The sequence below is a fragment of the Mesorhizobium sp. B2-3-2 genome, from assembly GCF_006442295.1.
Taxonomy (GTDB): domain Bacteria; phylum Pseudomonadota; class Alphaproteobacteria; order Rhizobiales; family Rhizobiaceae; genus Mesorhizobium.
The window spans coordinates 266521-283068 of the sequence record NZ_VFWA01000002.1; the positions used below are offsets into that span (position 1 = coordinate 266521).

Sequence of the window (16548 nt, forward strand, 5' to 3'; positions counted from 1 at the left end):
AAGGCGCTGCGATTTCCCTCATCCTCGGGCGCCATTTGCGGGTCAGACGCCGCCCGTCAGGCTCGCCGACAGCAACAGCAGTCCGAACAGGAACACGAAGGCGGCGCCGCCGATCTCGACGATCGAATGGATGCGGTTGCCCATGCGGCCGTCGCCGGCGAAATACACCGCCCAGTTCTTGGCGGTCACCGCGATCGTCGCCAGCGCAGAGACGGTGATGGCGGTGCCGATCGACATCGCCAGCACCGACAGCAGGCCGCCGAGCCACAGGCCGTTGAGCAGGGCGAAGCTGAGCACGATCAGCGCGCCGGAGCAGGGGCGGATACCGACCGCGGCCACCGCCGTCCAGGCGGTGCGCCAGTCGAAGCGGTCGCCCGACAGCAGCGCCGGATCGGGCGCATGCGAATGACCGCAGGTTTCGCAGACCTCGCCCACTGAATGGTCATGATGGGCGTGATCGTGATGCGCATGGGCGTGCGCGCGATGGTCGTGGTCATGCGAATGGTCATGGGCATGGTCATGATCGTCACGCAGGTGCGCATGCGAATGGGCATGCGCAGCGTGGCTGTGTGAGGCATGCGAATGGCCGGCGTGAGAATGGCCGCCATGCGAATGACCAGCGTGTGAGTGGCCGGCGTGAGCCGCCGACAGGCTATAGGCGGGACCTCTGCCGAACAGGCGCAGGATGGAAGGGCCGAGCTTGCGCCACAGCAGCCAGGCGCCGAACAAAGTGACGAAGACGAAGCTCATGATCTCCATGAACCAGGCTGCGTCGGTCATCGAGACGGCGGTGCCGCGCAGGACGAAATAGGCGACCGCCATGACCGCGACCGCGGTCAGGCCCTGCAGCAGCGCCGAGACGAAGGACAACAGAATACCGCGCCGCAAGGCCACTTCGTTGGCGACCATATAGGACGAGATCACCGCCTTGCCGTGGCCGGGGCCGGCGGCGTGGAAAATGCCGTAGGCGAAGGACAGGCCGATGAGCACCCAGAGCTTGGAGTTGTCCTGGCGCATCGCCTTCATCGCCGTGGCCAGCGCGCGGTAGAATTCCTGCTGCCGCAGATTGATCCACATCAGGATGTGGGCGAACGGGCCGGTGGTCGGCGCCATGCCGTCATTGACGCCGATGCCGAGCGAACTCTGCGCATGCGCCGTGCCGAAGAAATGCATTGCGGCAAAGGTGAGGGCCAACAGGCCGAACGCCAAACGCAGAGAGGGTTTCACTGCATTCATCCTTCTGGCTGACAGGTCAGTTCGAGCTTGGTGGCGAAGATCTTGCTCATGTCGGTGCCCGTCGGGTCGTTGAAGAAGGCGTCCGTCAGGGTCTTCTGGTTTTCCTTGATGGCCTCATCCGGGTCGGGGCGGACCACCTTGTCGGTGCAGTTCGGCGGCAGGCCCTCGACCGTGATGTTGGCGTCCTCGGTGAAATCGATCGCCGTGTAGAAGGTCGGATCGTAGACGCCGATATCGATCTTGCCGGCGAGTTTGATCGGCGCCTTCGGTTCGGACTCGAACAGGATGATCAGCTGGTCGTTGTCGAAATTGGCCATCAGATGCGGCGGCGGCGTCATCGGCACGTCCTTGCCGTCCTGGGTGACGAGCTGGAAATAGTTGAACTCGGCCAGCGAAGCGTGGACCGTTTCGGCGACCTCCTTCAGTTCCTTGTCGTCAAGCTTCAGGTCGGAATTCTTGTCGAACTCCATCATGACGGTACTGGAAAACAGATCGTCGAAGCGCCAGAGATGGCGCAGCGCTTTCACGCTTTGGTGATCCGGGGAGAGGATCACGTCGAGGCGGGCCTCAGCGAAAACGTGGGGATGCACCTCGGCCGGTCCAACGGCGGCCAATGTCGCCGCCAAGGCCGAAGCCAGCATGATTGCGTGCCGTTTCAGATGCATTCGCGGTCGCGATTCCCTGGCTTCGGAGAGAAGTCGACAGTTACCAGAAAGGGGGCGAAAATGGGACCGCGCCGCAATTGAAGCCGGTCATGCGGTTTCGCGCGTCCTGAACCACTGGACCAGGAAATCGACGAAGACACGCACCTTGGCGGGCAAATAGCGCCGGTGCGGATAGACGGCGAAAATGCCGGCACCCGACAGGGTGCGGTCATCCAGCACCGTTACCAGCCGGCCGCTCGCAATATCCGGCACGGCGATGAAATCCGGCAGGATGGCAAATCCCAACCCCGACAGGGCAGCAGCCCGCGCCGCCATCGGGCTGTTGACTTCGATCGGGCCGGAGACCGAGACGCTTACCGTATCCTCGCCGTCTCCCTTGAATTGCCAGTTGTTCAGGCCGCGGCCATTGGTGTCGACGATGCAGGGCATGCGGCCGAGATCCTGCGCCCGCACCGGCATGCCATGTTTTGCGATGAGTTCGGGAGAGGCGCACAGCCGCGTCGAGAACGGCGCCAGACGCCTGGCGATCAGCGACGAGTTCTCCAGGCGCGAGATGCGCACCGCGAGGTCAAAGCCTTCCTCGACGAGGTCGACGAAGCGGTCGTCCAGCTGGATGTCGAGCACGATGTCGGGATATTGCTTGGCGAAGTCGATCAGCGACTGGCCGATCGGCGCGTCGGCGAAGGTGCGCGGCGCGGACAGTTTGATCCTGCCGCGCACGTCGCCGGAGGATTCGCGCACGGCATCGGCAAGGCTGTCGACCTCGCGCACGATCTCGGAGGCGCGGCGATAATAGGTATGGCCGGCCTCGGTCATCGAGAATTGGCGGGTGGTGCGGTTGAGCAGCAGCGCGCCGAGCTCGTCCTCCAGCTCGCGCACATATTTCGACAGCAGCGCCTTGGAGCGGCCGATCTTGCGCGCCGCCGCCGAAAAGCCCTCGGCCTCGACCACGTCGATGAAGGCGCGCATGCGGGTCAGTGTGTCCATGAATCAGGCCTTTCGTGCGGCGTCGAGTTTCGGCCGAGCCGTATCAGGGCAATGTCGCCGCCGGAAGGGCCAGCGACGGGCCGGACCACCGGTATCTTGCGGGGGTGCAGAAGGGCGTCGAAAGGGCGGTGCGTGCCTGTCATCGTTCGATATCCGGATACGGTGAAACCAACATTGTTCGATGCCGGAATTTTTACAACCTGCGATACGATTTTTATTGATTGTGAATCTCTCTGCCCCTATATCGCGCTTGCCCAAAGTCGCACGTGCCTGTGGGTGTCCGCCGATCCTCTGAATGGTGAGGGAAATCGGTAAGGTAACTGGAGCCAACCCCTCCAGTCGGTTTAGCGGCCAACCGCCAGACCGAGGACACCTTGAAGCAACGACGGTGCGGGCCTTTCTGGTTCTCTGCCGGTTGTCCAAAGACCGGGGTTACTGAAGAGGCACACCATCATTGCCGGCAGTGCGGAACGGGGTTCTCCCAATCCAAGCCAAGGCAGACAAAGCGAACCGAAGCCGGGCAAGGCCAAGGTTCATCGCCGCGAGACGGCGTTTCATGGTTCCGGGGTCTCCACCGGCTGGTTCCATGGATTTCCGTCCCGCCTTTGTCCACCGCGTGTTCGCGAGGCCGACAGCCCGCGTCCGCACCCTTGTGCGCGCCGAAAGGCGTGATGGAGAAACCCGATGGCCACGCAGCGCATCCTCGACTTCCTCGCCACCCGACGTCCGACCGGTCCTTGCCTCGTCGTCGACCTCGATGTCGTGCGCGACAATTTCCGCGCCTTCGAGAAGGCGCTGCCCGATTCCAGGATCTACTATGCGGTGAAAGCAAACCCGGCGCCGGAAATCCTGCGCCTCCTTGCTGCGATGGGCTCGTCCTTCGACACCGCTTCCGTTGCCGAAGTCGAGATGGCGATGGATGCCGGTGCGCCGGCGGACCGCATCTCCTTCGGCAACACCATCAAGAAGGAGCGCGACATCGCGCGCGCCTACCAGCTCGGCATCAAGCTGTTCGCCGTCGATTGCGTCGAGGAGGTCGAGAAGATCGCCCGCGCCGCTCCAGGCGCCCGCGTGTTCTGCCGCGTGCTGACCGATGGCGAGGGCGCCGAATGGCCGCTGTCGCGCAAGTTCGGCTGCGTGCCTGCGATGGCCGTCGACGTGCTGCGCCATGCCAGGGCGCTCGGGCTCGACGCCTATGGCGTGTCGTTCCATGTCGGCTCGCAGCAGACCGACCTGACGGCCTGGGACCGCGCGCTGGCCGACGCCAAGACCGTGTTTTCGACGCTCGCCGAGGAAGGCATCGTCCTGAAGATGGTCAATATGGGCGGCGGCTTCCCGACGCGCTATTTGCGCGACGTGCCGGCGGCCCAGGCTTACGGCCAGGCCATCTTCTCGGCGCTGCGCAAGCATTTCGGCAACGCCATTCCCGAGACCATCATCGAGCCGGGCCGCGGCATGGTCGGCAATGCCGGCGTCATCAAGTCGGAAGTCGTGCTGATCTCGAAAAAGGCCGACAACGACAATGTGCGCTGGGTGTTCCTCGACATCGGCAAATTCGGCGGCTTGGCCGAAACCATGGACGAGGCGATCCGCTACCCGATCGTGACCGCGCATGACGGCTCAGAGACCGCGCCTTGCGTGCTCGCCGGCCCGACCTGCGATTCGGCGGACGTGATGTATGAGAAGACGCCCTATCCGCTGCCTCTGTCGCTGACCATCGGCGACGAGGTGCTGATCGAAGGCACCGGCGCCTACACGACCACCTATTCGGCGGTCGCCTTCAACGGCTTCGAGCCTCTCCGATCCTACGTGATCTGACGGTTCGAAAGAACCGTCGGATCATCCCAGGTGGGCGTCTGTCGCCCATCCGGGCTCGCCTGTGGAACAGTCTCCGCTCGTGAAGGGATCGCGGAAATGGACATTGCAAATTTCGTTGCCGAAGGCGCTGCGCGCGACATTTCCCCCTCGAGAGAGGAGAGTGCCCGTGCTTTCGCCATCGTTGCCGAAACACCTGGTGACATCGTAGCGCGCGAGGCGTTGCTCGACTCCGCCATGGGGCCGAAGCGCAAGACGAAGTCGTCGGAGAAGCTGCGGCGGGGCCGGCGGCCCTCGGAAGGCCTGGCTTTCGTCGCGCGCGACGCATCGGGCACCGTGATGGGCACGGTGCGGCTCTGGGACGTCAGGCTGGGCGAGGGCGGTCCGGCAGCACTGTTGCTCGGGCCTCTGGCGGTCGCCCCTTCGCTCAAGAGTGCCGGCATCGGCTCGGCGCTGATGCGCCATGCGGTCGCCGAAGCCGCGCGTCTCGGCCACGCCGCGATCCTGCTGGTCGGCGATGCGCCCTATTACGGCCGCTTCGGCTTCTCGGCCGCGAAGACCGGTTCGCTGGCCATGCCGGGCCCGTATGAGCGGCATCGGCTGCTCGCGCTGGAGTTGGTGGAAGGCACGCTCGCCGGCGCCCACGGCACGCTGAAGGCCGCGGGGCGCAAGCTGAAGGCGCCGACGCTGGCGGCCTGAGACGCGGAGCCCGAACGAAAAACGCCGCCCGAAACGGCGGCGTTTTCGTTCCGAGAACAGTCTCGGCGGTCTTCTATCTCAGCCGATCAACTGGCTGAGCGCCATGGCAACAGACATGTCGCCTTCGACCTTTATCTTGCCGGTCATGAACGCCATGGTCGGGTTGAGATCGCCCGATATCAGCGAGTCCAGATCGTCGAGCGAGAGCTTGATGGTGCAGTCGGCGGGGCGGTCGGCGGTCGAGACATCGGCGCCGTCGATAACGATGACGCCGTCGCCGCCGGTGTCGAACTTCACGGAACGATCGAACCCGCTGCTGGCCACGCGCGACCTGATCTTGTCGGCAATCTCCTGAACGCTCACGCTGTTCTCCTGTCTGGTTGCATCTGCCTGTTCGGTTGCATCTGCTTATCTGGTTGCATCTGTCGCGCCACGGCACATCGATCCGCCCGACGCCCATGCATCTTCGCGGCCACGGTCTGCCGCATATAGCTTTGGATTGACGTTTACGTCAACGCGAATTGCAGGGCCTGGTTCCGATCGCCGCACCGGGCGAGGGACCGGATCACCGTGCCTGGCCAGTGGCATGCCGAGAGCTCAATGCGACTTGAACGCCTTGGTCATCTCGGACGCCGTGGCGCCGGCTTCCTGTCGGCGGCGCAGCCAGTTATCGCGTATCTCATCCTTGCTCAGGAAATTGACCTGATCGACCAGAACTTCATGCACCAGTGTGGCGCCGACGCGTGTGTTGACGGTATCGCGGATCGCGGCGCGGAAGGCGTCGAGGTCGAGCGTCTCCTTCTTGGTGAAGTCGATCTGCGGATTGGAATAGAGATAGGAATAGACCTGGTCGGTGATCAGCGCCTCGGCCGGGATCGACAGTTTCTTGATCTGCTCGGGTTCGACCGTGTAGACCAACTTGGTCAGGAAATAACCGTCGATCCTGGCGTTGCGGATCAGCGGCACCGAGATGACCTCGGTCTTGACGTAGTCCAGCCCGCCCAGCATCGGCTTCGGCTTTTCGCCGACGCCGCGTTCGCCGGCGGCCTGGAACGAATAGAACACTGCGCCGAGCGTGGCGACGCAGATCCAGACCGCGATGGCGATGACCTTGACCATTCAGGCAACCGAGCCGGCGAGCACCGCGCGCTAACCGCGCGCCCGGCCGAACTCGCCGGCGGAATAGGTGCCGTCGGTTTCGGCGCGCTGGATGGCGGTGCGCAACAGGCCAGCGACCTCGTTGACGGCGCTCAGATGCGCCAGGATCGCCGCCTCGTTCTTCGCCAGCTTCTGGCGAAGCCGGACAAGGCCTTCGCGGTGCTGTTCGAGGAACTCGGCTTCGCTGCCGCCGCGCATGGCACGGGTCAGTTCATAGAGATAGCGGCTCTTGCGCGCGTTCGAGGCCTTGAGGTCGTAGCCGGTGTCGCTGCGCAGCCCGGCCGTCTCTTGCTCGACGACTTCCTCGATGCGGCCGATGATGGCGGCAAGATTTCCGGGCCGCGCGAGTGCGACCGGGGCTTCCGATGTGGCCGTGCGCGCCGGCAGGTTGGCGGTGAATTCCGAAAAGTCGGCCATGGCGTTTCCCAGTCTAGATCTTGATGTCTGTCTTTGTGGTCGTTTCATCGCCGGTCATGGACCTGGCGGCCTTGCGCTGCAGTTCCTGGACGAGCGAGGTGGACAGACGGCTCTGCCGGTCGATCTCGGTCTTTTCAGGCCCGCCGGAGACCGGGCCGATCGGCACCTTGCGCTTGCCTTCGAGATAATGGTCGGCGAGCAGCGATTTGGCGATGCCGATGCCGCCGCGCTCGGCCATGACGTCGGCGACGCGCTCGGCGAGCTGCGATTTCCACATGTCGCCGGCCAGGCCCGTGCCGTACACGCCCTCGGTATCCTTGGGCATCATGTTCTGGATGAAGGTCTGGAGCACCATGGCTTCGAATTTCTTGAACTTCTTGGACGGATCGGCCGCCACGGCCTGATCAGCGTTGGCGCGCGACAGCATCGTCCCGGCCGAAGCGGCATCGACCGAAAAGCCGCCGGCAACGCCGCCCGCATGCCTGGTCAGCGCGGCGCGCGCGGCCGCGAGATCCGCCGGCTCGGCTGCTCGGACAACATCCATCACGATGTCGCTGGGTGGAGAGATCGCCAAGAAAGTCCGCCTTTTATCGGTTTTCCTTGGCCAGACCATGCCTCAACAAGCTTGTGGCAGGCTTGCGGGAGGAGGGGGTAAGGTCAGGGTTCTCTGCATCCAGCCGCGTAGCCAGATTTTCAACAACGCATGTCGGATAAACTGGCTTCCGGTTTTGGGAGAACGACCAGCAGAAGGCCTCTCGCCGAACGTGACGCGCTTCAGGACGGGGGAAGACCGGCCCTCGACAGCATTTCAAGGAACCGGGAATGGTGATGATCCTTCACATAGCGCGGCACAAAGCCAGGGCAGATATTGCCCAGATTGAGATGCGGAAGTTGTGACAGGCAATGATGGATGGCCCGCGACGCTTCATCGCGATTGCCGGTCGCGGCCGCGGCTGCGGCCCAATAAAGCGCGCCACGAACGAAGCCCGGCTTTGTCCTGACCACCTTGCGCGCGACCTCGAGCGCCCGCTGATCGTCTCCGCCGGCAAACAGCGCCATAACGAGCCCGTGGTGACGCCAGTAGTCGATGACGTCATGGGTTCCCAACCGGATCGCCTCGTTCGCCTCGCGCACGGCTTCGCTGACCTGTCCGCGCAGCGCGAAGAGCATCGCAATATCGCCGTGGCCGCTCGGATAATTTGGGTTGAGGCTGATGGCGTGCCGGCATTCGACGATCGCCTCGTCGATACGACCGCAACTTTCGAGAGCGAATGACAAGATGCACCGGGCAATTTCATCGTCCGGCACCGCCCGCACCGCGGCCTCGGCGAGCGCCAGCGTATACTCAATATTGCCCTGCTCGCGGGGCAGCGCGCCAAACGCGATGCCCATGGAAATTAGGATCGAGAGCGTCCGCTTCGCACGGGCGTTGTCGGGCCCTATCGAGAGCGCCTTCGTCGCAAGTTCCATTCCGACCAGCAGCGAGTCCTGGGTCATCTCAAAATATTTCATGAGCGCCTCGTTCACCAACCTGCGCACTTCAGGGGGACCAGGCGGACTCTTGTCGCGGACCTTCCAGTTGGTCAGTTGAAGTTCGAGGATCACCGCCAGAACGACGGACTGCGCGATCCTGTCCTGGAATTCGAGCGCATTCTCGGAGTGGCCGTCGAACTTCTGGGCCCAGACATGATGACCGCCGACGGCATCGACAAGCTGGATGTTCACCCTCAGCCCATTGCCGGATCTCTGGATGCTGCCGCTGAGCACATATTGTGCCCGCAGCGCTCCCGGCGCTTTACCTTCTTGGCGCAGGCCGACCTTATCTGTCGGGGGCACTGCGGAGAGCACGACATAGTCGGCCACCTCGGAAAGGGCTGTCGTGATGTCCTGGACCAGTCCCTTGGAGAAAAAATTGTCGCCTTGTTTTCCGGTCAGATTGGTGAAGTCGGCAACGCCAATGGAGGGGCGTCCGAGGCGATGGCTGGCCGCAACACCACTTGCCGACGGTGCGTGTGACGCCGTGTCGGAAGTGAGCAGCAGGGACTGCCATAGTGCCCGCGTCTCAGGGCCGGCTTCGACGCCGAACTCCTTCTTCAGCATGTTTCTACAAGCCTCGTATGTCCTGAGCGCCTTGTCGCGTTGACCACAAGCAAGGAGCAATTCCATCTTGAGCCGATAGGATTCTTCCCGCGTCGGATCCATAGCCAGGACGCGATCGGCCAGGACGAGGCCCGCTTCAGCGTCGACGAGGCGAGCCAGTTTCTCGAACGATTCAAGCGCACGACCGAGCAACCTGTCGCGTTCCGACGCGACCCAGTCGTCGAAGCCATTGCTTCCCACATGGAAACCGTCGAGGAACGGGCCAGTGTAGTTCGCCAGAGCCTTTTCGAGTTCCTGCGCGGAGCGGGCCGATAGACCCGTCTCGAACTCCTCCACATCGACCCGAAACGTCTCTGGCCTGAGGTGGATCAACTCTCCGGTGGAATGGATAAGATCGACACCCGAGAGATCGCGGCGCAGGATGCTGAGGGTTTGGCGAAGACTGTTGCGCGAATGTTCGCCATCGCTGTCGCCCCATAGCAGGTCAGCCAGTTTCTCCCGCGTTGCTGCCATGCCCGGACATCGGGTCAGATAAGCAACGATTGCCGGGCCGCGTTTCCCAGCCAGTCGAAGCGGGCCAGTTGTTTCAATACGGAAGCCGCCGAAGAGTGAGATTTTATTTGCAGCGCCGCCGTCGTCACTTTGCATCTGCTGCCTCAGCCTGACGAAATTCTAACGCAAATCTAACGTTCCGCAATCGTCCGTCACCGCGCTTCAAGCGCCCCCGTGACGGCAGGTCATTTAGACTTCGCTAAATTAGGCCGCCAAGTCAACGCAATGCTTGGTTCAAGAGGGGCGCGTGTCCAGAACAAGAGCCGATTTGCTGCTGCTCTTTGCAGCCGCATTGTGGGGCTTCGGCAACGTCTCGCAAAAGACGGTGCTGGTCCATCTCGACGCCATGAGCGCGGTAAGTCTGCGTTGTCTGATCGGCGGGCTGCTGGTGCTGCCCTTTGTCTTGACCGAAAGGCGAGTGGCGATCGGGGCGGGCTATTTTCCGAGCCTGGCCAGGGTGGGCGCGCTGTTCGCCATCTCCATCACGCTTCAGCAGCTTTGCTATCTGGGAGCCTCGGTCACGAATGCAAGCTTCCTGGTAAGCACGGCAACCGTGATGACACCATTGGCCGCCTGGTTGCTGGTCGGCGAGCGTCCGACGGCGGGCCTCACGATCGCTGCCGGGCTGACCCTGGTCGGAGCCCTGCTTTTGTCGGATGGGATCGGCGGCCTCAGCAGCGGCGATCTCACCGCCGTCCTCTCGGCTGCCTGTTATGCGCTCTGGGCGGTCGAGCTCGGCCGGCACATGCAGGCCCATGCGCGGCCGTTCACCGCCGCCGCGGCACAATTCCTCGGCGCCGCGGTCTTCGCCCTGCCGCTCGGGGCAATGCATGGCAACCTGTCGCTGGCCGCCGCATTCGCAGCCGGCCCGGAATTGGCGATACTCGGCGTCTTCTCCACCGCGATAGCCTTCGGCATACAGACGGTTGCCCTCCGCTTCACGCCTGCCAGCCACGCCGCCGTGATCGTCAGTGCCGAAAGCGTTTTCGGGGCGCTGGGCGCGGCGATCTTCCTGGGCGAGCGGAGTTCGTGGCCGGGCGCCTTGGGAGCAGCGATCATTCTCGGTGCGATCCTTTCCGTAGCACGATCGAACCGAACGCCGCGGGCACGCGAGTCCTTGCGGACTGCTTCGAACCAACTCTTCGACATTGCCCCTGCCTTTGCAACGGTGCCGGCAAGCGGGGCAGGCGAACGGCGCGTCAACAGTTCAGGTCCGGTGGAGGAATGCGATGACCACTGCCGCTGATCCGAACGTCGCCGTGTCGATCGCCGCCGGACAGGCCGCGGGGGTGCTGTGATGAACGCATGGACAGTCCTTCTTCCGCTTACACGTTTGAGATCAGCCCTTGGTGCCCGCATGAAGGGACCCGGCGGCTATTACAACAGTGGCAACGCGCTTGGCCTCGTCGTAGGTCTTGCAACCCAAATTGCGGCCGCGCCAGTCGGCCCGCATGAGGAAAGCGCTGCCATCGCGGCGGTGATGGACTATTTCGCGGGCAGCCATGGCACTGTTGCGCTCACCTTGGCTACCCTCGTCTTTTTCTGCGGCGGCGAAGCCTACCACCGAGCTTGGGCAAAGCCGGATGTTCCCGATCCCACCCTCAATCGTCTGGGCGACTTCCTCTCGGGATTAGGCGCAATCGGGCTCGGCATCGCGCTGTTGCTGCTCGGCGACCCGCTGCTTGCGGCGACCTCTGGCCTGCTGCATGCGCTCGGCAAGTTCGGCAGCGCCTTTCACAGGCCGGGCAGGCAGGTTCCGGTGTGGCCGACCGCTTGGCCCGATCCGTTCCGCAGTGCGGTGCTCGCCAGCAGGTTGCCGGCAGTGGTGGCGACAACCGTCGTCCTCGGCCAGGCTTTGCCGGTGGTCTGGTCGGGCGAGTCCTTCGCGGCACTCATCATGCCGCTGACGTTACTCGGCTGTTATCTTTTGTGGACCAAGGCCGATCTGCTGCTGTTCGGCGTTAGGTCCAAGGTCCCTCGTCAAATTTCCACATGTTGAAAATGGGCGGCTTTGACAACGATCGGTTGTCGAGATGGAGAATGGCATGGTTACAGATATGTATCAGGACGTCGGTCCCTCTTCTGGAGCGGTCTCCTTTCGCGGGCGGGTGCGGTCGATAGTCGGGGCCAATCTTTTTTCGCCCACAAAGCCATCGGGAAGGGGGCTGGCAAAGCGAGCCAATTCACTCCTGAGACTGGCGGGGATACTTGCAGCTTCTGCGTTCTGGAATTTCCCGGCCCATGCAGCGAATGTCGACGTTGCCATCGTGTTCGCGGTCGACTTCTCGTCGTCGATTGATCCAAAGATCGCCGATCTGCAGCGCGAGGGACATGCCGCAGCACTCACCTCGCCCGAGATCATCGCCGCCATCGGCCGGAATTACGTCGGCTGCATCGGCGTGGCCTACTTTGAATGGTCGAGCCCCGGACACGCACGCACCATACTGCCGTGGACAAGCATTTGCGGACTGGAAGATGCAAGAGCGGCAGCGGCGGAGATCAGCAGGAAAGGGGATACCGGCGTCATCCGTCGAGGGCGAGCCGGAACATCGGTTTCCTCGGCTATCGACATTGGCAGTCTTCTGCTGGACCAGTTTCCTGGAAATGCCGCCAAGAAAGTCATCGATATCTCTTCCAATGGTGAGAACAACGACGGACTTCCTGTTCAGCCGAGCAGGCTCAACGCCATTGCCAAGGGATATACGATCAACGCGATCGCCATTCCCACTGAAGACGACGATCCCGACAATTCGCTGGCATCCTATTTTGCCAAATCGGTCATTGGCGGTTCCCAGGCCTTCGTGATGACGCCGAAAGGGCCAAACGACTACAGCACGGCGCTTCGCCGCAAGCTGGTCACGGAAGTAAGCATGAACAACGAAGGACAATTCCCGCAACCGGCGGACGGGCGCTCTTCTCAACCATAATTCCGGGCAGTGGCGAATTGCTGCACGGCCGCGTAGGGCCGAGAGCAGAGGGCGGCTCCTGGCATCAGGCGGCTCCAACGATCCGATAATCGCTGCCGATATGAGTCACCCGAGCCGGCGCCGATTTGAGGCCGGCTCAGCCGCGGTGACCCCCCATGCCACCGCGGCGGCGGGAGCGCGGCTCATCCGATCGAGCGGAGCACACCACCGTCGACGCGTAGCGCGGCGCCGGTGGTCGCCGAGGCCTGCTCGGAGCAGGTGTAGACGACCATGTTCGCGACTTCCTCGGTTGTCGCGAACCGGTTGATGAGCGTGGTCGGACGCAGCGATTTCAGAAAATTATGCTCGGCGTCCGTTTGCGTGATGCCCTGCTCCTTCGCGGTGGCCTTCATCCAGCCGCCGAGTATCTCGGAGTCGGTCGGCCCCGGCAGGACAGCGTTGACCGTGACGCCGGTGGCACCGACAAGTTCGGCCAGCCCGCGCGACACGGCCAGCAACGCGGTCTTGGTCATGCCGTAGTCGATCATCTCCTTGGGGATGGCGAGCGCGGACTCGCTGCTGATGAAGACGACCCGTCCCCACCCGCGCTCGACCATACCCGGCATATAGTGGCGCGCGGCGCGCACGCCGCTCATCACGTTGAGCTGGAAGAGGTCGAGCCATGCGGCGTCGTCCTGCTCGAAGAAGCCATTGGGACGCGCAGTGCCAACATTGTTGACGAGGATGTCGGCATCCGGCGCCTGCGCCGCGAGGGCCGCCGAGCCCTCGGCCGTCGCGAGATCGGCGGCAATGCCGGTGAGGTCGGCGTCAGGCAGCAGCGCGCGCAGTTCCCGGAGCGTCGCGGCGACCCGCTCTTCCGTACGTCCATTGAGGACGACGGCGGAGCCTGCGCGCGCGAGCCCTTCGGCGATCGCGCGGCCGATGCCGGCGGTCGATCCCGTGACGATGGCCTTGCGGCCCTTGAGTTCGATGTTCATGCCCTTGATCTCCGATTACAGGTGGCCGGACGACCGGACAGATGGCCCGGAGGTCAGCTGATGCCGCTCAGCTAGATAAGCCGCGCGAGCGCACGCAGGCGTTCCGATGCTAGTGCCGAAAGACGCCGAGCCCGGGTGCTTGCCATGGACACCGCCATTTCCTGGCGGCCGAATATACAGGCAATGCCTGGCCAACAGCCCCAGATCTTATGATTGAATAGCTCATCGCGCTTCTCCTTCGTGGGCGGACGCATCGCCGCTGCCTCACGCCAAGAAGTAGGCGTGCCGAGGCGCGCCATGCAGTCGGAAGATATGCACTAGGGTGGTGCGAAATTGCACCGGAGGCTTCACGTGACCACGCGAACGTCTCGATGATCGACTGGGACGATATCCGTTACTTCCTCGCAGTCGCGCGCGACGGTTCGGTCCGAGCGGCGAGCGAGCGCCCCGGCGTGTCTGTTCGATCGTCCTGCGCCGCATCTCCCAGCTCGTCGATGTCGGACTGCCCGAAGGCAATGGCTTCGATCTGGCCGCCGAGATTCGCCGAAACAGCCAATGCGGCATCATCACGCTGACGGCGCTGGGCGGCAGCGATGACCGCATTCGCGGCTTCGACAGCGGCGCCGACATCTACCTAGTCAAGCACAGCACCTTGCGCGAGATAGAAGCGGCCGCCCGTAGCCTGCTGCGGCGGGCGGGCGACACGCCGGACGCCGCGGACGGAAACGAAGACCGCTGGGTACTCAATGGCTCCAATTGGCTGCCGACCGCGCCCAACCAGCATTCGCTAAAGCTGACGGCCACCGGGTTCGCTTTCCTCAATGTGTTGTCCAATCGCAAGGGCGAGGTGTGCCGGCGTGAAGATCTGGTGGAACGCTCGCCCGCCCCAAAGTCCATTTCGATAACCGCGATCTCGACGCGGTGGTCAGCCGGCCGCGCCGCAAGATCGAGCATCATTCCAAGCTGCAGGCACCGATCAAGGTCGTTTACGGGGTCGGCTATACGTTCACCGCCGCCGTGTCGGTGGAATGACCGTCGGCTCCCGGCGCGCTTTGAGGATCATGCGGTAAAGCCGGAGCATCATCGGATGGCGACTGTCTCGCGCACCTGATCGGCCGCGGCATCCAGAAAAGCCTGCGCGAGGTCGGGGTTGTTGACCACCCGCGAGAGCAGTACCGCGCCGACCATTGTCGAGAGAACGGCCATTGCCTTGTCGCCGGCCTTTTCGCCGTCGTCCTCGCCAACCCAACCGCCGAGCATCTCGAGATACTCCTTGATGCCGGCCTCGAATGAGGCCTTCACCTCGGCACCTTGCCTGGCCGCATCCGAGCCGAGCGCGACGACCGGGCAGCCGTCCATCTTTTCCGCGCGATGATCCATACTGAGGTAGAATGAGATCACCCCGTCGAGCGGTCTCCCAGGGTTTGCCGCCGTCGCGGCCGACCACTTGTCGGTGGCGCTTTCCATCGCGCGCCTGGATGCCTGCGCCGCCAGGTCGTCTTTCGACTCGAACTGCTTGTAAAAGGCGCCCTGGGTCAGCCCGGCGCCCTTCATCAGATCCTTGAGGCCAATGCCGTCAAAGCCTCGCTCCCGAAAAAGGCGGCTTGCCACATTGATCACGGTTTCGCGGTTTTCCGCGGCCTGAGTGCGACTTACGCGCATCGCCATCTCCTTTTTTAGATTGCATTCGTAATCTATACATTATATAGATGTCGAATGCAATCTAAAAAAGGAGATATGAGATGATCCGCAAAACCCTGAGTGCGTCCCTTCTGGCCGCGATGTTTCTTGCGCAACCGGCTTTTGCCGAGGAAGCAACCATCGGACGCCCGATCGAAGCTGCCAGCCTGCACGAGGGAAAGCTCGACATGGTGGTCTACTACGTCCCGGTCGCCGGCGACCTGCTGGAGGTCACCGCCACCTTCGCGCCGAAGACCGGAGGTGATCCGCTGCGCTTCGTCATGGGCCTTGCTGACGGCGACTCCGTGGCCTTTTCCATGCCGGGCCATCAGGATTCGCTTTATGCGTTCTCAAGGTCGGGCGAGGAGGTGACGATCTCGACAGAGACTGACACCTACCTGCGAGCCGACGCGACAATGCGCTGACGGGCAGACCCTGCGTGGCGTGGGCTGCGTCCGAACAGCTCGCCACAAGTGCCTTCGATCACGCTACCGAATGAGTTGGAGGAGAGTGAAATGCTATATAGCTATTTCGTCGAGAAATCGATCCGAAAGAGCTTCGATGACGTCAACAATCATCGCTGGGATGCGGCGGCGAAAGCACTCGCGCCGCATTTCCATCATCGGGTTGGCGGCGCCCACGCGCTTGGTGGAGAGCGCCACGACAAGGAAGCCCTGCGCCGCTGGTTTGAACGCCTCGGCCGTGTCCTGGCGCGTCTCGTGCAGCGCCTTCAACTGTTCCTGCACCTTGGCCAGCTTCTTCAGGCGGTCCTTGCGCGTGCTCATGTCACCTCGCCGGAGAGCCGACCTTGCACTGTACAGTTCGCCATGGGGGAGTCTGCATGTAGGCGCAGAAGTGCGCGTGCCGCCGAGTGCGGCGCAAAGCGGCCGTCCATAGCACGGCTGGCGGAATCGCATTTGCGTTAACAGCGCCGATCGTGGTCGCCCACTCACAAAAGATAATGCGCGACAAGCAGCCCGTTTCAACCCAAGCCTGTTTCTGCTTGAATACCCTCGATCCCGGAATGGAGCACAGCCCCATCTCAAACGACCCTTTCGCCGCGTTGCGGCAACGCTTCCTTGCCCGATGTGCCGACCAGCTGGCGGCGCTGAAGGCCACACGTGAGCGAAGTGCCGCGCCCGGGACTTCCGGCGATGCGCTGGCCCGCATCGCCCACTCGCTGGCGGGGGCGGCGGGGACATTCGGCTTTGCGGAGATCAGCGCGCGGGCGTCCGCGCTGGAGGCGCTGCTGATCGAGAAGGAGCATGAAGCGGCGGCAGAAGCCGCGCTCGACGCCCTGATAGCAGAGATTGAGCGGACGCTGCAATGATGCGT

18 protein-coding genes and 1 pseudogene are annotated in these 16548 nt (G+C 63.2%); 8 read left to right on the top strand and 11 right to left on the bottom strand.

Going from position 1 to position 16548, the window contains the following annotated elements; translation table 11 throughout:
- Positions 1–42: 42 nt before the first annotated feature.
- From FJ964_RS06505 to FJ964_RS06515, 3 genes are all read right to left on the bottom strand, one after another.
- The gene (locus tag FJ964_RS06505) at positions 43–1236 is read right to left on the bottom strand and encodes a nickel/cobalt transporter (RefSeq protein ID WP_140549628.1); all 1194 of its coding nucleotides are present in this window, start codon (positions 1234–1236) and stop codon (positions 43–45) included.
- A complete protein-coding gene (locus FJ964_RS06510; protein WP_140549629.1) occupies positions 1233–1901 on the bottom strand; it encodes a DUF1007 family protein in 669 nt (222 codons plus the stop codon). The genes FJ964_RS06505 and FJ964_RS06510 overlap by 4 nt, the downstream gene beginning before the upstream one ends.
- 87 nt (positions 1902–1988) lie before the next feature.
- Positions 1989–2888 carry a LysR family transcriptional regulator gene (locus FJ964_RS06515; protein ID WP_140496254.1) on the bottom strand — a complete coding sequence of 300 codons (900 nt, stop codon included), beginning with the start codon at positions 2886–2888 and terminating at the stop codon, positions 1989–1991.
- A 684-nt stretch (positions 2889–3572) separates the two neighbouring features.
- Between FJ964_RS06515 and odc2 the strand changes: the two genes are divergently transcribed.
- Positions 3573–4706 (top strand): ornithine/lysine decarboxylase, encoded by a 1134-nt coding sequence (gene odc2, locus FJ964_RS06520; protein WP_140549630.1) that lies wholly within the window; start codon positions 3573–3575, stop codon positions 4704–4706.
- A 96-nt stretch (positions 4707–4802) separates the two neighbouring features.
- Positions 4803–5402: an N-acetyltransferase gene (locus FJ964_RS06525; protein WP_140549631.1), complete on the top strand. Its 600-nt coding sequence runs from the start codon at positions 4803–4805 to the stop codon at positions 5400–5402.
- A 78-nt stretch (positions 5403–5480) separates the two neighbouring features.
- Here FJ964_RS06525 and FJ964_RS06530 read toward each other — a convergent pair whose 3' ends face one another.
- The 5 genes from FJ964_RS06530 to FJ964_RS06550 form a co-directional block, all read right to left on the bottom strand.
- Entirely contained in the window at positions 5481–5765 is a 285-nt protein-coding gene (locus tag FJ964_RS06530; protein ID WP_140549632.1) for an SCP2 sterol-binding domain-containing protein, read from the bottom strand.
- Positions 5766–5999: 234 nt separating this feature from the next.
- The gene (locus FJ964_RS06535; RefSeq protein ID WP_140549633.1) at positions 6000–6521 is read right to left on the bottom strand and encodes a hypothetical protein; all 522 of its coding nucleotides are present in this window, start codon (positions 6519–6521) and stop codon (positions 6000–6002) included.
- Between the two features lie 30 nt (positions 6522–6551).
- Complete coding sequence (locus FJ964_RS06540) at positions 6552–6977, bottom strand: hypothetical protein (protein ID WP_140496250.1); 426 nt, start codon at positions 6975–6977, stop codon at positions 6552–6554.
- A 13-nt stretch (positions 6978–6990) separates the two neighbouring features.
- Positions 6991–7590: a rod-binding protein gene (locus FJ964_RS06545; RefSeq protein ID WP_181172385.1), complete on the bottom strand. Its 600-nt coding sequence runs from the start codon at positions 7588–7590 to the stop codon at positions 6991–6993.
- A gap of 161 nt (positions 7591–7751) precedes the next feature.
- Positions 7752–9725, bottom strand: coding sequence for a BTAD domain-containing putative transcriptional regulator (locus FJ964_RS06550; protein ID WP_140549634.1), 1974 nt, complete (start codon positions 9723–9725; stop codon positions 7752–7754).
- A gap of 151 nt (positions 9726–9876) precedes the next feature.
- Here FJ964_RS06550 and FJ964_RS06555 point away from each other — a divergent pair, with 151 nt between their 5' ends.
- The 3 genes from FJ964_RS06555 (at position 9877) to FJ964_RS06565 (ending at position 12556) form a co-directional block, all read left to right on the top strand.
- Positions 9877–10875 (top strand): DMT family transporter, encoded by a 999-nt coding sequence (locus tag FJ964_RS06555; protein WP_140549635.1) that lies wholly within the window; start codon positions 9877–9879, stop codon positions 10873–10875.
- Between the two features lie 111 nt (positions 10876–10986).
- The gene (locus FJ964_RS06560) at positions 10987–11628 is read left to right on the top strand and encodes a hypothetical protein (RefSeq protein WP_224713173.1); all 642 of its coding nucleotides are present in this window, start codon (positions 10987–10989) and stop codon (positions 11626–11628) included.
- Between the two features lie 46 nt (positions 11629–11674).
- Positions 11675–12556 carry a DUF1194 domain-containing protein gene (locus FJ964_RS06565; RefSeq protein ID WP_140549637.1) on the top strand — a complete coding sequence of 294 codons (882 nt, stop codon included), beginning with the start codon at positions 11675–11677 and terminating at the stop codon, positions 12554–12556.
- Between the two features lie 182 nt (positions 12557–12738).
- Here FJ964_RS06565 and FJ964_RS06570 read toward each other — a convergent pair whose 3' ends face one another.
- Positions 12739–13533: an SDR family oxidoreductase gene (locus tag FJ964_RS06570; protein WP_140549638.1), complete on the bottom strand. Its 795-nt coding sequence runs from the start codon at positions 13531–13533 to the stop codon at positions 12739–12741.
- A 371-nt stretch (positions 13534–13904) separates the two neighbouring features.
- Between FJ964_RS06570 and FJ964_RS31295 the strand changes: the two are divergent.
- Positions 13905–14029: pseudogene (locus FJ964_RS31295) on the top strand (LysR family transcriptional regulator); the annotation flags it as partial.
- Between the two features lie 584 nt (positions 14030–14613).
- Here the strand turns inward: FJ964_RS31295 and FJ964_RS06580 are convergent.
- Positions 14614–15195 carry a TetR/AcrR family transcriptional regulator gene (locus tag FJ964_RS06580; RefSeq protein WP_140549994.1) on the bottom strand — a complete coding sequence of 194 codons (582 nt, stop codon included), beginning with the start codon at positions 15193–15195 and terminating at the stop codon, positions 14614–14616.
- Between the two features lie 80 nt (positions 15196–15275).
- Here FJ964_RS06580 and FJ964_RS06585 point away from each other — a divergent pair, with 80 nt between their 5' ends.
- Positions 15276–15638 carry a hypothetical protein gene (locus tag FJ964_RS06585; RefSeq protein WP_140549639.1) on the top strand — a complete coding sequence of 121 codons (363 nt, stop codon included), beginning with the start codon at positions 15276–15278 and terminating at the stop codon, positions 15636–15638.
- A gap of 93 nt (positions 15639–15731) precedes the next feature.
- Here the strand turns inward: FJ964_RS06585 and FJ964_RS30920 are convergent, their stop codons facing one another.
- The gene (locus FJ964_RS30920; RefSeq protein WP_181172417.1) at positions 15732–15998 is read right to left on the bottom strand and encodes a hypothetical protein; all 267 of its coding nucleotides are present in this window, start codon (positions 15996–15998) and stop codon (positions 15732–15734) included.
- Positions 15999–16174: 176 nt separating this feature from the next.
- Between FJ964_RS30920 and FJ964_RS06595 the strand changes: the two genes are divergently transcribed.
- Positions 16175–16543, top strand: coding sequence for an Hpt domain-containing protein (locus FJ964_RS06595; protein ID WP_140549640.1), 369 nt, complete (start codon positions 16175–16177; stop codon positions 16541–16543).
- The last annotated feature ends 5 nt before the right edge of the window (positions 16544–16548 follow it).

Bases quoted from the DNA above. Each gene is read 5' to 3' on its own strand.
- FJ964_RS06545 (WP_181172385.1), bottom strand. From the start codon at position 7,590: ATGGTCTGGCCAAGGAAAACCGATAAAAGGCGGACTTTCTTGGCGATC.
- odc2 (WP_140549630.1), top strand. From the start codon at position 3,573: ATGGCCACGCAGCGCATCCTCGACTTCCTCGCCACCCGACGTCCGACC.
- FJ964_RS06560 (WP_224713173.1), top strand. From the start codon at position 10,987: ATGAAGGGACCCGGCGGCTATTACAACAGTGGCAACGCGCTTGGCCTC.
- FJ964_RS06595 (WP_140549640.1), top strand. From the start codon at position 16,175: ATGCGCGACAAGCAGCCCGTTTCAACCCAAGCCTGTTTCTGCTTGAAT.
- FJ964_RS06570 (WP_140549638.1), bottom strand. From the start codon at position 13,533: ATGAACATCGAACTCAAGGGCCGCAAGGCCATCGTCACGGGATCGACC.
- FJ964_RS06525 (WP_140549631.1), top strand. From the start codon at position 4,803: ATGGACATTGCAAATTTCGTTGCCGAAGGCGCTGCGCGCGACATTTCC.
- FJ964_RS30920 (WP_181172417.1), bottom strand. From the start codon at position 15,998: ATGAGCACGCGCAAGGACCGCCTGAAGAAGCTGGCCAAGGTGCAGGAA.
- FJ964_RS06565 (WP_140549637.1), top strand. From the start codon at position 11,675: ATGGTTACAGATATGTATCAGGACGTCGGTCCCTCTTCTGGAGCGGTC.
- FJ964_RS06505 (WP_140549628.1), bottom strand. From the start codon at position 1,236: ATGAATGCAGTGAAACCCTCTCTGCGTTTGGCGTTCGGCCTGTTGGCC.
- FJ964_RS06540 (WP_140496250.1), bottom strand. From the start codon at position 6,977: ATGGCCGACTTTTCGGAATTCACCGCCAACCTGCCGGCGCGCACGGCC.
- FJ964_RS06580 (WP_140549994.1), bottom strand. From the start codon at position 15,195: ATGCGCGTAAGTCGCACTCAGGCCGCGGAAAACCGCGAAACCGTGATC.
- FJ964_RS06585 (WP_140549639.1), top strand. From the start codon at position 15,276: ATGATCCGCAAAACCCTGAGTGCGTCCCTTCTGGCCGCGATGTTTCTT.
- FJ964_RS06535 (WP_140549633.1), bottom strand. From the start codon at position 6,521: ATGGTCAAGGTCATCGCCATCGCGGTCTGGATCTGCGTCGCCACGCTC.
- FJ964_RS06515 (WP_140496254.1), bottom strand. From the start codon at position 2,888: ATGGACACACTGACCCGCATGCGCGCCTTCATCGACGTGGTCGAGGCC.
- FJ964_RS06510 (WP_140549629.1), bottom strand. From the start codon at position 1,901: ATGCATCTGAAACGGCACGCAATCATGCTGGCTTCGGCCTTGGCGGCG.
- FJ964_RS06550 (WP_140549634.1), bottom strand. From the start codon at position 9,725: ATGCAAAGTGACGACGGCGGCGCTGCAAATAAAATCTCACTCTTCGGC.